This window comes from Ornithinimicrobium cryptoxanthini, assembly GCF_023923205.1.
Classification (GTDB): domain Bacteria; phylum Actinomycetota; class Actinomycetes; order Actinomycetales; family Dermatophilaceae; genus Ornithinicoccus; species Ornithinicoccus cryptoxanthini.
Genome location: NZ_CP099490.1, coordinates 2,947,770 through 2,961,743, shown reverse-complemented (window position 1 = coordinate 2,961,743; position 13,974 = coordinate 2,947,770). Strand labels below are relative to the sequence as shown.

The 13,974-nt window shown below is 69.0% G+C and carries 13 protein-coding genes; 9 read left to right on the top strand and 4 right to left on the bottom strand.

Translation table 11 applies throughout. The features are described 5' to 3' along the window. Position 1: 1 nt before the first annotated feature. Positions 2–358 carry a response regulator gene (locus tag NF557_RS13620; RefSeq protein WP_252620067.1) on the bottom strand — a complete coding sequence of 119 codons (357 nt, stop codon included), beginning with the start codon at positions 356–358 and terminating at the stop codon, positions 2–4. A 173-nt stretch (positions 359–531) separates the two neighbouring features. Here NF557_RS13620 and NF557_RS13615 point away from each other — a divergent pair, with 173 nt between their 5' ends. Next, complete coding sequence (locus NF557_RS13615) at positions 532–1,875, top strand: DUF2254 domain-containing protein (protein WP_252620066.1); 1,344 nt, start codon at positions 532–534, stop codon at positions 1,873–1,875. Positions 1,876–1,919: 44 nt separating this feature from the next. Here the strand turns inward: NF557_RS13615 and NF557_RS13610 are convergent, their stop codons facing one another. Further along, complete coding sequence (locus tag NF557_RS13610) at positions 1,920–2,939, bottom strand: RDD family protein (protein ID WP_252620065.1); 1,020 nt, start codon at positions 2,937–2,939, stop codon at positions 1,920–1,922. A gap of 389 nt (positions 2,940–3,328) precedes the next feature. Between NF557_RS13610 and NF557_RS13605 the strand changes: the two genes are divergently transcribed. The 8 genes from NF557_RS13605 to NF557_RS13575 all read left to right on the top strand — a co-directional run bounded on the left by NF557_RS13605 (position 3,329) and on the right by NF557_RS13575 (position 13,331). Continuing rightward, positions 3,329–4,216: a hypothetical protein gene (locus tag NF557_RS13605; RefSeq protein ID WP_252620064.1), complete on the top strand. Its 888-nt coding sequence runs from the start codon at positions 3,329–3,331 to the stop codon at positions 4,214–4,216. 14 nt (positions 4,217–4,230) lie between these two features. After that, a complete protein-coding gene (locus tag NF557_RS13600) occupies positions 4,231–4,983 on the top strand; it encodes an ABC transporter ATP-binding protein (protein ID WP_252620063.1) in 753 nt (250 codons plus the stop codon). A gap of 2 nt (positions 4,984–4,985) precedes the next feature. Beyond that, positions 4,986–7,514, top strand: coding sequence for an ABC transporter permease (locus NF557_RS13595; RefSeq protein WP_252624188.1), 2,529 nt, complete (start codon positions 4,986–4,988; stop codon positions 7,512–7,514). 40 nt (positions 7,515–7,554) lie between these two features. Beyond that, on the top strand, positions 7,555–9,915 hold the full coding sequence (locus NF557_RS13590; protein ID WP_252620062.1) for an FtsX-like permease family protein: 2,361 nt from the start codon (positions 7,555–7,557) through the stop codon (positions 9,913–9,915). Positions 9,916–9,924: 9 nt separating this feature from the next. Further along, entirely contained in the window at positions 9,925–10,695 is a 771-nt protein-coding gene (locus NF557_RS13585) for an ABC transporter ATP-binding protein (protein WP_252620061.1), read from the top strand. A gap of 73 nt (positions 10,696–10,768) precedes the next feature. Further along, the gene (locus NF557_RS17615) at positions 10,769–10,903 is read left to right on the top strand and encodes a hypothetical protein (RefSeq protein ID WP_256842133.1); all 135 of its coding nucleotides are present in this window, start codon (positions 10,769–10,771) and stop codon (positions 10,901–10,903) included. Further along, on the top strand, positions 10,887–12,059 hold the full coding sequence (locus NF557_RS13580; RefSeq protein ID WP_252620060.1) for a N(5)-(carboxyethyl)ornithine synthase: 1,173 nt from the start codon (positions 10,887–10,889) through the stop codon (positions 12,057–12,059). Before NF557_RS17615 ends, NF557_RS13580 begins: the two co-directional genes overlap by 17 nt. A 90-nt stretch (positions 12,060–12,149) precedes the next feature. Beyond that, on the top strand, positions 12,150–13,331 hold the full coding sequence (locus NF557_RS13575) for an acyl-CoA dehydrogenase family protein (protein WP_252620059.1): 1,182 nt from the start codon (positions 12,150–12,152) through the stop codon (positions 13,329–13,331). Between the two features lie 11 nt (positions 13,332–13,342). On the opposite strand, the gene vapC is transcribed toward NF557_RS13575, so the two are convergent. Together vapC and NF557_RS13565 are read right to left on the bottom strand one after the other, a co-directional pair. Continuing rightward, positions 13,343–13,747, bottom strand: coding sequence for a type II toxin-antitoxin system VapC family toxin (vapC, locus tag NF557_RS13570; RefSeq protein ID WP_252620058.1), 405 nt, complete (start codon positions 13,745–13,747; stop codon positions 13,343–13,345). Further along, entirely contained in the window at positions 13,744–13,953 is a 210-nt protein-coding gene (locus NF557_RS13565) for a type II toxin-antitoxin system VapB family antitoxin (protein ID WP_252620057.1), read from the bottom strand. The genes vapC and NF557_RS13565 overlap by 4 nt, the downstream gene beginning before the upstream one ends. Positions 13,954–13,974 lie beyond the last annotated feature (21 nt).

The following is a 13,974-nucleotide window of genomic DNA, read 5'->3' as shown; positions in this document are numbered from 1 at the left end:
GTCAGGCTGACCACCGCGCCCACATTCGAGTCAGGAGCTCGGGTGCGAAGGCCGACTTCGTCACGTAGGCGTTCGCCCCCGACTCGACGACGAAGCGCTCGCCTGCTTCCTCGTCATACGTCGACAGCAGCACCACCACGGGTGGTGCGTCGCCACCCCGCAGCCGGCGTGCCACCTCCACGCCGTCCAGGCCGGGCAGGTTCACATCCAGGAGCACCAGATCCGCGCGCAGCGTCGGGGCCAGTCGCAGGCACTCCTCGCCCGTGCCAGCCTGCCCCACGACCGTGAAACCGACCGTCTCTCCCACCACGGACGCCAGCGCCTGCATATACCTCGGCTGGTCGTCGACCAGCAACACACGGACATCCACGAGGAACCCACCTCCTGCGACAATTCTGTCCTCGAGACGTCAAGGGTGCAGGGGGGCAGGCCGCACGGTCCAGGTGCTCAACCCCCTGGACGCTGCGCTGCCGCTGGGCCTGCACGGCCCGCCTGACGTGCGTGGCGCATCAGCCCTGACAGGGTGGGTCCATGACCCTGCTGCAGCGGCTCAAGGAACGCTTCTGGTTCGTCCCTGCCCTGCTCTGCCTGGCTGCGGTGATCCTGGCAGAGCTGCTCATCTGGTCCGACCGAGTCTGGCGCCTGTCCCTGCCAGGGTGGGCCGACGCGTTCCTCTACAGGGTCGGCGAGAGTGGCAGCCGGGACATCCTCGGCGCCATCGCCGGCTCCTCCCTGGCGGTCGCCGGCACGACGTTCTCCATCACGATGGCGGTGCTCGCCCTCACCTCCTCCACCTACGGCCCGCGGCTCATCCGCAACTTCATGGCCGACCGGGGCAACCAGGCCGTGCTCGGCGTCTACGTCGCGACCTTCCTCTACAGCCTCCTGGTGCTGCGCTCGATCCGTGTCCTGGGCGACACGAGAGGCCCGGACGCGGAGGTGTTCGTCCCGCACCTGGCGGTGAACTTCGCGGTCGTCCTGGCTGTGCTCAACGTGGCGGTGCTGATCTACTTCATCCACCACATCTCCGACTCCATCCAGATCTCCACGATCGCCCGTCGGGTGCGCACCGACCTGCGCGACACCGTCGAGCGGCTCTATCCCGAGCAGGTGGGCCGCGACGAGCACGAGGTCGACCAGCATCCGGCGCACCACGACGACGAGCTGGACCAGCTCCTCGCCGAGGACGCGGTTCCGGTCGACGCCGGCCGGCCGGGCTACGTGACCTCGGTGCGCGGCGAGGACCTGGTGGAGGCGGCCCGGGACGCGGACGTGCTGGTCGACCTGTGCGTCCGACCTGGTCAGTACGTGCTGGAGGACACCGTGCTCGCCAGAGTGCACGCCCTGAGCAGCGACGACAAGAAGACCGTCGACGCGCTGCGCGCGGCGGTCCAGATCGACGACGCCCGCAACCCCTACCAAGACGTCTCCTTCGCGGTCCAGCAGCTGACCGAGCTCGCGGTCCGCGCTCTTTCCCCCGGCATCAACGACCCGTTCACCGCCATCAACGCTCTGGACGACCTGTCCTCCGGACTGTCACTTCTGGCACAGCGCGAGCTGCCCTCGACCCGCCGCTACGACGCCCACGGCACCCTGCGTGTGCACGCACCGCAGGTGGCGGCCGTCGACCTCACCTCCACCGTGCTGGACCACATGCGCTGGTATGCCGCTGAGTCACCCTCGGTCATGCACGTCTCGCTGGACCTGGTCCAGCGGGTCGGAAGCCGCGCCCGCGACCGTGCCCTGCGGGCCCGGCTGCTGACCCAGGTCCGGCTGCTCGAGGAGGCGTTCCAGGCCGCGGGTCATCAGGACCACGACGTGGAGGAGTTCACCGCCCGGGTGCGCGAGATCGAGCAGGTGCTCACCCGGGCTTGATGGGTGCGCCGATGGTCTGCGGCCGCTGAGGCGGAGCGCGTGCCCTACATCCCGACCGGCCGCGTGACTGTCACAACTGCGCCAACCGCCTTGTCGTGCAAGGTCTGTTTGCGTCGATCGACCAGTGGCCACAGGAGGGAGATCACAAACAGGAGGCCCGCGGTGGCAGGCAGCGTGAGGAAGAGGAGGAACCCACGCAGCAGCCCGCGCCAGCCACCCAGCCGCGTCCCATCTTTGGCTCGAGCCACGCGCAGGCCGAACAGTCTCTTGCCCGGAGACCCATGACGTCCGTTCATCCAGGCAAAGACGAAGATGAGGAGCCAGACCCAGCCGCCGATCATGTCCAGGTCGCCGCTGGGTGACGCCGTGCTCGCTGCGATCAGGGGAAGTGCCATGAGTGCCCAGTCCACCACCGTAGCCCGCGCCCTCAACCCCCAGGGCGCCAGTCGCGTGGCCTGAGAGGGGAGTGACATAGATGGCGTGCGCCGAGAGGTGGCTGTCGAGGTCAAAGGAGGAGTCACGGGTCTGCCCCCTGTTGCGCGGACCGCCCCGTGACGTGGCGGTCCGACCGCCTCACGGTGGAGTGACTCCCGCACGTCAGCCACGAGGCCTGCCAGCTCCTCATACTCCTCGGGCGCAGGGCCCAGCGCCCGAGACAGATGCGTCACGCCTACGACGATGACTCCGTCGACCAGCGTGGCGGGCAGGTCACGGCCAGACTGAGTGAGGCAGATCATCGGCGCGACCCGCGGGCTGGCAGCCGGCAGGACAGAGGCCATGGCTTCGGCCGCGTCCCGCGCCTTCTCGAGATAGTCGGTGCGGCGATAGCCGTTCTGCCGCAGCACGCCCTGCCGGATCGTGACATCGCCGGACCAGTGCTTGGCGTCGATCATCCAGATGCGTGACAAGGAGAGCGCCACATGGTCGATGTTGGCCCGAGGGCGCCCTGGCCAGGCCTGGTCATGGAGCGCGGGCCAACAGGCTTCGCGCAGGGCTCGGGCGACGAGCCGCTCTCCCTCGCCACCCGCCTCCCACGCCTGCTGCTGGCGCTCTGCGGAGGCCAACTGCGCCCTCAGCCTCTCGACGCGTGAGGCCGCCCGTCGTGCCTGCTCGTCGGCCCCACGGCCTGCGTGGGCGCTCGAGGGCTGTCCCTCCCTATCCGACACCTGGACTCCGTTCCCCGACGTTGTGGCCGTGGTCCGTGACCGTGCGTCCCAGACCCCAGTCGTGCCTGCTGAGGACCGTAGTGACCTCAGTGCTCGGGGTCAAGAGTCCGTCAACAATTCGCAAAGTGGTCGACAAACCCACTGCGGCATTGGGCCAACCTTGAACCGACCGGCGACCGTCGTGGACACCGGTGTTGGGCAGTGAAGTGACCGATGCCACAGGGGCCGTGGCCTGCAGAGGAAGGGCTTACTGCTACGCTGTGTAGTAGTCAGGAGAGGTGATCTGAATGGCTGTCCGTCCGGCAGCGACGCGTGCGTGGACCGGTCCGCTGGCGTGGTCGGGGCTGATCGCGCTGCTGGTGGTGGCCTGCAGCATCGCCGGGCTTGTCGACCCCCGTGTCTACGCACAGGAGACGCAGAACTGGACGTTGCAGGCTCAGGGCCAGGACATCGGCAACCTGCTGGCCGGACTGGTGCTCGTCGTCACCGCCATCCGCTATCGCCGCGGCTCGACCCGTGCGGGCCTGCTCTGGCTCGGCACCCTGCTCTACCTCATCTACGCGTTCACCATCTATGCGATGGCCATCCACCTCAACTACCTGTTCCTGCTGTATGTCGCGGTCCTGGGTCTCAGCTCGTGGGCTGTCGTGACCCACGTTGGTCCGGTGCGCCGTGGGGCCCTCAGCTATCCCACGGGGCGCGTCCGCACGGTCGCGGCCTGGACTCTGATCGTGACCGGGGTCTTGTTCGCCGCGCTGTGGCTGAGCGAGCTGGTCCCCGCTCTGGTGACGGGCCAACCCCCGGCGAGCCTGACCGAGGCGGGGCTGTGGGTCAACCCGATCCACGTGATCGACCTGGCGCTCGTCCTGCCGGCATTCATCGCCACCGGTGTCGCCGCCCTGCGGCAGCACCAGGCGGGCCTGTTCTGGCTGGGACCGTGGCTAGCCTTCTCGGTCCTGATGGGCAGCAGCATCATCGCGGCGATGCTGCTGATGACTGGCGCTGGTGAGAGCGACGCGGTGCCCGTGGCCGTGATGGTCTCCATCGTGGTGCTGGCGAGCCTGGCCGCCTGCTGGGCATATCTCCAGCGCACGACCGAGACGCGTGACGGCAGTGGCGCAGCTGGCGACCCATCGTCCTCCTTGCCCCTTGTGCACCATTCACAGAGGTGTTGACCATGACCAGCAGCATGACTACGGAAAGTGTCCCGAATGTCGCGACGATCGCGGCACGCGTGGAGGGGGCCCGCAAGACCTACGGTGTGGGCGGGGCAACGGTGACCGCACTCGACGACGTCACCGTCGGGTTCGACGCGGGCGCCTTCACGGCGATCATGGGCCCGTCGGGGTCGGGGAAGTCGACGCTGATGCACTGCATGGCGGGGCTCGACACGTTGACCTCAGGCCGCGCCTTCATCGGCGACACGGACCTCGCCTCACTGACCGACACGGCGCGCACGATCCTGCGCCGGGACAGGTTGGGCTTCGTCTTCCAGGCGTTCAACCTCATTGCACCGCTGACGGCTGAGGAGAACATCACCCTGCCCGCCGACCTTGCGGGACGGCAGGTTGACCAGGAGTGGCTGGCGACCGTCGTGTCCACACTCCATGTGGAGGACCGACTGGACCACACGCCGGCTCAGCTCTCCGGCGGTCAGCAGCAACGCGTGGCCATCGCCCGCGCCCTGGCCGGCCGACCGGAGGTGGTCTTCGCCGACGAACCCACCGGCGCCCTGGACTCCAGGGCCAGCGCCGAGCTGCTGACCTTCCTGCGCTCCGCCGTTGACGAGCTGGGCCAGACCGTCGTCATGGTGACCCACGACCCGATCGCTGCGGCATACGCCGACCGGGTCATCTTCCTCGTGGACGGGGCCATCGTCGAAGACGTCCAGGACCCGACGCACGACGGTGTGCTGGAGACGATGAAGCGGCTGGGGCGTTGACGATGCTCCGGGTCTCCCTGCGCAACCTGCTCAGCCACAAGCTCCGTCTGCTCCTCACGGTGGCCGCTGTCACCATCGGCGTGGCCTTCGTCTCGGGGACCTTCGTGCTGTCGGACACCATGAACAAGGCGTTCGACGAGCTGTTCAGCGGCATCAGGGGCAACACCGACGTGGTGGTCCGCTCCGCGAGTGCGTATGACGAGCCGGCGTTCCAGGGTGAGGCCCGTCCTCTCGACCAGGGGCTCGTGGACACTGTTGCCGCGGTGCCCGGCGTCGCGGTCGCGGAGGGCTCGGTCACCGGCTTCGCCCTGATCCTCGACAAGGACGGCGCACCGATCCAGCCCGGCGGCGCACCGACGCTCGGGACGAGCGTGAGTGCCAGCACCGACCTCACCGGCGCCTTCACCTACCGGGACGGTCGGCCACCCCAGGGGCTGGGCGAGGTCACGATCGACGCGCGCTCGGCCGAGGGGGCTGGCTACGACCTGGGTGACGAGGTGGACATCGTCCTGGCGGACGGCGGTGCCCAGACGTTCACCCTCGTCGCCGTGACCGGTTTTGGCGACTCCGACAGCCTCGCGGGTGCGACGCTCGCCGGGTTCGACCTCCCGACCGCCCAGCAGGTGCTGGGCAAGTCTGGTCAGGTGGACGAGATCGCGGTGCTCGCCGAGTCGGACGTGCGCCCCGAGGATCTGCGCTCCAGCATCGCCGACGTGCTCCCACCCGGGACCGAAGCACTCAGCGGCGCAGAGGTCGCTGGGGAGCAGGCCACGGCGATGCAGGACGGTCTGGCCGTCTTCTCCCAGGTCCTCCTCGTCTTTGCTGCGGTAGCGCTGCTCGTCGGCTCGTTCGTCATCTGGAACACCTTCAACGTCCTTGTGGCCCAACGACGCCGCGAGATTGCTCTGCTGCGCGCCGTGGGTGCCACACGTCGGCAGGTGCTGAGCGGCATCCTGCTGGAGTCGGAAGCCATCGGACTGCTCGCCTCGGCACTCGGCATCCTCGCCGGGATGGGTCTGGCCATCGGGATCCGACAGCTGCTCGTCCTGATCGGCATCGAGGTCCCCACCACTGCTGTAGCCCTGGAGCCACGCACCGTCATCGCTGCCCTCGCCGTCGGGGTGGGGGTCACCACGCTCGCCGCCGCGGTCCCGGGGTGGGCCGCGACCCGCATCGCCCCCATCGAGGCACTGCGGGACTCCACTCCGACGACCGACGGCATCCGCCTGCGCCGGCGCATCGCGGGACCGCTCGTGCTGGGGGCAGGGGTCCTGGGTCTGGTCGCGAGTGCTGTGGTCGGGGACGAGATGATGCTCACCGCCCTCGCGAGCCTGACGGCCTTCGTCGGGCTGGTCCTAGCTGGACCGTCCCTGGCACAGGGCACGGCCAGGATCGCCGGCCACGGGCGCCGCGGCGGCAGCTGGCGGATGGCCGCCCGCAACATCGCCCGCGCACCACGACGAGCCGCAGCCACCGCGCTGGCCCTGACGATCGGCGTCACGGTCGTCGCGGCGGTCACCGTGACCGCGACGTCTATGGGTGAGTCGGTGCAGGAGGTGGTGGCCGGCAGCAACCGAGCCGACTTCATCCTGACCCGGACCGGGGCGGGGATCAGTCCGGCCGCTGCTGCCACGCTGCGCGATCTGGAGGCCCTCGACGCCGTTGTCGCGCTGAAGTATGCCGGCGCCCAGGTTGAGGGGACCCGGTCCGTCGTGGCCGCACTCGACCCGAGCGACCTCGAGCTGGTGATGGATGTCGGCGACCCTGTCGGCGTCATCGACCTGAGCCCGGGTGCCGTGGTGATGGGCACCCGGGAGGCCGCGTCCCATGGCGTGGAGGTCGGGGACACCGTCACCGTCACCTTCCCCGAGACCGGCGAGGTGACGTTGACCCTCACCGCCATCGTGGGTGAGGGGCCGACCACGCTCATCGGCTCTGCGCACTGGGTCTCGCTCGAGGACTTCGCCGCCAACGTGACGTCAACCCTCGATGGTTCCGTCCTGGTCTCCGCCGCCCCCGGTGCCGACCTGGTCGCGACCGAGCAGCTCATCGGTCAGAGGCTTGCGGACCACCCGAATGTCGTGGTCAACGACCCTGCCGAGCTCGTGGCGAGCAACCAGGCGTCGGTGGACCAGCTGCTCGGCGTGGTCACCGCGCTCCTGCTCCTGGCGGTCGTCATCGCCGTCCTCGGCATCGTCAACACCCTCGTGCTCTCCGTCCTCGAACGCACCCGCGAGCTCGGGCTGATGAGGGCTGTCGGCGCGACCCGCCGACAGGTCCGGGCGATCGTGCGCCGTGAGTCAGTCCTCATGGCGATGCTCGGCGCCGTCACGGGGATCGCCCTCGGCACGCTCGTCGGCGTGGCCATCAGCCGCTCCCTCGGCGACGAAGGGATCACCCAGGTCTCCGTGCCGGTGGCCCAGCTCGCCGGCTATCTCCTGGTGGCCGCGGCGGTCGGCATCATCGCGGCCATCGCACCCGCCCGCCGTGCCAGCAAGGTGGACGTGCTCCGCGCGGTGGTGCAGGAGTGACATCGCATGCCCCATCAACACACCATGAGAGTGAGGCGTCGTGTACGCCCGCATGATCGTCCGTGACTTCCGCCGCAACCGCGGCGTCACCGTCATACTCGTCGTGCTCATGATGCTCTCGGTGGTCCTGGCCACCGCGAGCGCCGGGACCCTGGTCCGGCTCGTCGGAGCCTCGAGTGACCTGATGGAGCGAGCCGACGCCCCGCACGTGGCCCAGTTGCACGTGGGGCCGTTTGAGCAGGAGCAGGTCGACGAGTGGGTGGCCGAGCGGCCGGAGGTCGTGCACCACCAGACCATGACCCTGCTCGGCATCGACGGGGCCAACCTGTTCTTCGATGGCGTGGTGCAGACCGACAACATCCAGCAGAACTCGCTGGTGGTGCCCAACACGGAGCGGGACCTGCTGCTCGACCTGGACAACGAGCCGATCACCGCGGTCGAGACCGGGGCGATCCTGCTGCCGGTCATCTATCAGGTGGAGGCCGGGCTCGAGGTCGGGGACCCCGTCGTGATCACCGCCCCTGACGGGTTCGTCAAGGAGCTCACCATCGCCGGCTTCGCCCGTGACTCGATCATGAACCCCGCGGTGACCAGCTCGAAGCGACTCGCGGTGTCACCGGTCGACCTGGCGGAGGTCGCCGAGCACACCGGCGAGACCGAGCAGCTCATCGAGTTCTGGCTGGCCGATCCCGGCACCCAGAGCGCGACCTTCCAGAAGGCCTACCAGGACTCCGAGATGCCGGCGGCGGGCCAGATGGTCGACTCCGCGGCCTTCCTCATGTTCACGATGATCGGCGACGGCATGGTGGCCGCGGTCGTGATCCTGGTGGCCGCCCTGCTCCTGGTCGTCGGGCTGCTGTGCCTGCGGTTCTCCTTCCTCACCGCCGCCGAGCAGGACTACCGCGAGATCGGCGTCCTCAAGGCGATCGGGGTCCCCGGGCGCGGGGTGAAGCGGATCTACCTGACCAAGTACGCGCTGCTGGCCGGGATCGCCACGGCGCTCGGGCTGCCCATCGGCCTGGCCCTGACGCCCCTGCTCACCCGCAACATCACCCGCTACATGGGTTCGGTCCCGAGCATCTGGAACTGGGTGGCGCCCGTCCTGGCGGCCCTGGCCGTGCTGACCGTCCTCGTGCTGTTCGTGGTCGTGCTGCTGCACCGGTTCAACAAGATCAGCGCCGTCACCGCGCTCAGCGCGGGCAGCACCGGCCGGCAGTCCCGCGCCCGGATGCGGCTCCACCGCTCGCGGGCGCCGGTGCAGTTCCGGCTCGGGCTGATGGACGTCGTGGGCCGCGCACCGACCTACCTGCTGCTCTTCCTCGTCTTCGCGGTGAGCACGTTCATCATCATCGTGCCGATCAGCTCGGCCAGCACCGCCAGCGCCCCCGGGTTCATCAACTACATGGGGACCGGTCAGGTCGACCTGCGGATCGACCTGCGGCACAGCGAGCCAGCGTCTGCCGAGCAGTTCGTCGGGGCCGTCGAGGAGCTGGAGGCAGACCCCGAGGTGACCGAGGTTGTCCCGTTGGTCACCACCCGCAACGACACCGTCGACGCGGACGGCAACAGCGTCGGTCTGTATGTCGAGAACGGCGACCACACCCTGCTCCCGCTGGCGTATGCCGAGGGGCGGGCCCCCGCGGACGGCACCGAGATCGCGCTGTCACTGCTGGCGATGAACCAGGCCGGTCGCCAGGTCGGGGACACCCTCCCCGTCCAGGTCGGGACCGAGGTCCGCGAGCTGGCGGTGGTCGGCAGCTACCAGGACGTCACCAACGGGGGCAAGACCGCCAAGTCCGTCCTGCCCACCGACGCGGACGACATCATGTGGTACACCGTCGGCGTCGAGCTCGCCCCGGAGGCGGACCGCGGGGCGAAGGTCGCGGCATACTCCGACCAGCTCGCCCCGGCGAAGGTCGCTGACATCGAGCAGTGGCGGATCCAGACCCTCGGCCCGATCGCCCAGCAGATCACGGTCACCGCGGTCGTCTCGGCCGTCGTGGCACTGGCGCTCGCGGCGCTCATGACAGCCCTGTTCACCCGGATGCTGCTGGCCCGGGACGCTGGCCAGATCGCTGTCCAGCGCGCGGTGGGCGCCGACGACCAGGGCCTGCGACGGCAATACCTGAGCAGGGTCCTGCTGGTGCTCCTGCTGGGTGTCCTCGTCGGCACTGTGGCGGCCAACACGCTGGGTGAGGGGCTGTTCAACTTGATGTTCGAGGGCCTGTTCGGCGGCTTCGAGTCGCTGGGTCAGCGCACCAGCCGCATCGCCTTCGCGGTGAGCCCCCTGCTCACCTACGTCCTGCTGCCCGCAGCGCTGTTCGCGGCCGTGGCCCTGACCACAGGCGCTAGCTCACGCTCCATCTCCGACGCCCGCATCTCCACCCTCACCACCGAATAGGTGACCGCGATGACCACGCAGATCCCCCTCCTCCAGGCGACCGGACTGACCAAGTCCTTCGACCGGCATACCGTCCTGCACGGCATCGACCTGCAGGTCGACCACGGCGAGTTCCTCTCCGTGATGGGCCCGTCCGGGTCGGGCAAGTCCACGCTGCTCTACACCATCAGCGGCATGGACACGATCAGCGCCGGGACCGTGAGCTTCGAAGGGCAGGACCTGACGGGGATGAACCAGAAGCAGCTCGCGCGGCTGCGGCTGACCAGCATGGGGTTCATCTTCCAGCACGTCCACCTGCTCAAGAATCTGTGCCTGCTCGACAACGTGGTGCTGCCGGCCTACCTGGCCGGGCTCGCACCCCGCGACGAGCTCAACGAGCGGGCGCTGCAGCTGATGGAGCGCACCGGGGTCGCCGAGCTGGCGGACCGGGACGTCTCCGAGGCGTCCGGCGGACAGCTGCAGCGCATCGGCATCTGCCGCGCGCTGATCAACGCCCCGACCATTCTGTTCGGAGACGAACCGACCGGCGCGCTCGACTCCACCGCTGCCACCGAGATCATGGACATCCTCGCCGAGCTCAACGCCGACGGCATGACGCTCATGCTGGTCACCCACGACCCGCGGGTGGCGGCCCGCACCGACCGGGTGCTCTACATGGTCGACGGGCAGATCGTCGGCGACCGCCGCCAGGGACGGCACGACGGCACCGACCTCGACCAGCGCCAGACCGAGCTCAGCCAGTGGCTGGCCACCGGCGAACGGGTCGGGCTCGCGCGCTGAGGGGTCGTTCGCCTGTCTGGGCGTATGGTGAGGTCAGCGGGACCCTTCGGGTCTCCCCATCAAGGGGCTGAATATGTCCGACAAGTCACCACGCAACTCGCTCACCAAGAAGTCCGGCAAGTCCATCAAGGAGAAGCGGGCCGACAAGAGGGCCAAGGAAGCAGAGTCGACAGGGATCGAGACTGCGCTGCATGGCAAGAAGCGCTGACGCCAGTCCCCTGTTGACCCTCGGAGTGATGGCTCGCTCCCGCAAGGAGAACGAGCACCGACTCCCGATCCACCCCGAGCACGTCGACTCCATCGACCCGGAGCTGCGCTCCCAGATCTTCGTCGAGGAGGGCTACGGCCTGCCGTTCGGTGTCTCAGACGAGACGCTGGCCGGCGCCCTCGGCGGGGTCCGCACCCGGGCCCGACTGATCGTCGAGTGCGACGTGATCCTGCTGCCCAAGGTGCAGGCCGAGGACCTGGCGGAGCTGCGCGACGGGCAGATCGTCTGGGGATGGCCGCACTGCGTGCAGGACCCCGTCCTCACCCAGGAGGCGATCGACCGCCGGCTGACGCTGATCGCCTTCGAGGCGATGAACCACTGGGCCCGGGACGGCAGCTTCCTGCTGCACGTGTTCCACCTCAACAACGAGCTGGCCGGCTACAGCTCGGTCCTGCACGCGCTTGCCCTGCTGGGCCGGACCGGCACCTACGGCCGCAAGCTGCGCGCCGTCGTCATCGGCTTCGGCGCCACGGCCCGCGGGGCGGTGACGGCGCTGAGCGCGCAGGGCATCGACGACGTCCGGGTGCTCACGGCCCGCAAGGTCGCCGCCGTCGCCTCACCGATCCACTCGGTGCAGATCGTGCACCTCGACCACGATGACGACGACCCTTCGCAGACGCGGGTCGTGACCAACGACGGCCGGGTCCCGCTCTCGAGCTATCTGGCGGACAACGACATCGTCGTCAACTGCGTCCTGCAGGACACGGAGGCGCCCTGGACGTTCCTGCGCGAGGAGGAGCTCAGCGCCTTCCGGCCGGGCAGCCTCATCGTCGACGTGTCGTGCGATGAGGGCATGGGGTTCAGCTGGGCCCGGCCGACGTCGTTTGAGGACCCGACCTTCGTGGTGGGCGACAACATCACCTACTACGCCGTCGACCACACGCCGTCCTACTTCTGGGACTCGGCGACGTGGGTCAACAGCGAGGCGCTGCTGCCGCACCTGCGCACGGTGCTGTCCGGCCCGCAGGCCTGGGCTGCCGAGCCGACCATCGACCGCGCCATCGAGATCCAGGACGGCGTGATCCGCAACCCCAACATCCTGACGTTCCAGGACCGCGAGGCGGACTACCCGCACCCAGTCAGGCCGTCTGCCTAGGTCGCGGGACTGCGGGTTGGGGCTGGTGGCGTAGTGCGAGTGCAGCGACGGGGCTGTTAGGTTCGTTCGAGTCCCGAGGGAGAACCCGCCATGGCCCAGCCCAAGCCCCCCACGCACCCGCTCGCCCTGTTCGGCACCGATCTCCTCATCTCCGATGAGGACCGCGCGATCCGCGACACCGTGCGCCGCTTCGTCGACGACCGCATCCGGCCGGAGATCGCCGACTGGTATGAGGCCGGGACCGTGCCGGTGCGTGAGCTCGCCCCCGAGCTCGGCAAGCTCGGACTGCTAGGGATGCACCTCGAGGGATACGGCTGCGCCGGGACCAATGCCACGGCATACGGCCTGGCCTGTCTGGAGCTGGAGGCGGGTGACTCCGGCCTGCGGTCCCTGGTCAGCGTGCAGGGCTCGCTGGCGATGTTCGCGATCTGGCAGCACGGCTCGGAGGAGCAGAAGCAGGAGTGGCTGCCGCGGATGGCCGCCGGTGAGGCCATCGGGTGCTTCGGCCTCACCGAGCCGGACTTCGGGTCCAACCCGGCAGGGATGCGCACCCGCGCCACCCGCTCGGGCGAGGACTGGGTGCTGACCGGCACCAAGATGTGGATCACCAACGGCTCGGTAGCCGACGTGGCCGTGGTGTGGGCGCAGACCGAGGAGGGCGTCCGCGGCTTCGTCGTCCCCACCGACACACCGGGCTTCTCCGCCCCCGAGATCACCAAGAAGCTGTCCCTGCGCGCGTCGGTCACCAGCGAGCTCGTCCTGGACAACGTCCGGCTGCCCGCCTCGGCGATGCTGCCGGACGCCAAGGGCCTGTCCGGCCCGCTGTCCTGCCTCACCGAGGCACGCTTCGGCATCATCTTCGGTTCCCTGGGCGCGGCCCGCGACTGCCTCGAGACCGCAATCCGGTATGCCGGGGAGCGCCAGATCTTCGACAAGCCGCTGGCGGCCTACCAGCTCACCCAGGCCAAGCTGGCGGACATGACCCTCGAGCTCGGCAAGGGCATGCTGCTGGCCCTGCACCTGGGGCGGCTCAAGGACGAGGGCACGCTGACCTCCGACCAGGTGAGCCTGGGCAAGCTCAACAACGTCCGCGAGGCCATCGCGATCGCCCGCGAGACGCGCACCATCCTCGGAGCCGCCGGGATCACCCTGGAGCACCCCGTCCTGCGGCACGCCAACAACCTGGAGTCGGTCCTCACCTATGAGGGCACCTCCGAGATCCACCAGTTGGTGATTGGCCAGGCGCTGACCGGTCAGGCCGCCTTCCGCTGACCGCGATCAGGTCAGGCCGGGAGCAGGGAGACTGTCTCCACGCCGCAGTGAGTCCTGAGCGCCTCGAAATCTCGGTCGCGGTGCAGCACGGGGATCGCTAGCCGCAGTGCCACGGCGGCGATCAAGCAGTCGCCAAGGTTGCGCACTGCCTCGCCGCTGCGACGGCACTGTCGCTGCAGACGCGCAGCGGCCAGGGAGTCGACGACCGGTTCGAGCGGTGCGATCTCGAAGGACTCAAGCATCCGGCGCTGGCGGGCGGCGGCAGTCTCGTCGGTGGTGCTGCTGAGAAGCTCCATCAGCACGGTCTCAGGGACGACAAGGCGCTCGCGACGTCTGATCAGCGACTCGAGATGGTCACCGGCGGATGATCGACCTGGCCTCAGGAACTCGATCCAGACCGAGGTGTCGACGATCACTCGTCAGCCGTCCAGTCGCCCTCGATCTCCTCGTTGTCCACCTCGATGCCACTGCCGCGCATTGCGAGGATCTCCTCGAGCGACAGCGGCTCCCGCACGAGCTGCCGCAGGGCGAAGTCGACCGCCGAGCGCTTGGACTCCAACCGATAACGGGCCATCACCGCCGCCACGAGCTCGTCGTCCAGATCGATGTTCGTCCTGGTCACTACACCATCATGCACCTTCAT

Excerpts from the sequence above, each read along its gene's own strand:
- NF557_RS13615 (WP_252620066.1), top strand. The coding sequence starts at position 532 with ATGACCCTGCTGCAGCGGCTCAAGGAACGCTTCTGGTTCGTCCCTGCC.
- NF557_RS13605 (WP_252620064.1), top strand. The coding sequence starts at position 3,329 with ATGGCTGTCCGTCCGGCAGCGACGCGTGCGTGGACCGGTCCGCTGGCG.
- NF557_RS13600 (WP_252620063.1), top strand. The coding sequence starts at position 4,231 with ATGACTACGGAAAGTGTCCCGAATGTCGCGACGATCGCGGCACGCGTG.
- NF557_RS13595 (WP_252624188.1), top strand. The coding sequence starts at position 4,986 with ATGCTCCGGGTCTCCCTGCGCAACCTGCTCAGCCACAAGCTCCGTCTG.
- NF557_RS13585 (WP_252620061.1), top strand. The coding sequence starts at position 9,925 with ATGACCACGCAGATCCCCCTCCTCCAGGCGACCGGACTGACCAAGTCC.
- NF557_RS17615 (WP_256842133.1), top strand. The coding sequence starts at position 10,769 with ATGTCCGACAAGTCACCACGCAACTCGCTCACCAAGAAGTCCGGCAAG.
- NF557_RS13580 (WP_252620060.1), top strand. The coding sequence starts at position 10,887 with ATGGCAAGAAGCGCTGACGCCAGTCCCCTGTTGACCCTCGGAGTGATG.
- NF557_RS13575 (WP_252620059.1), top strand. The coding sequence starts at position 12,150 with ATGGCCCAGCCCAAGCCCCCCACGCACCCGCTCGCCCTGTTCGGCACC.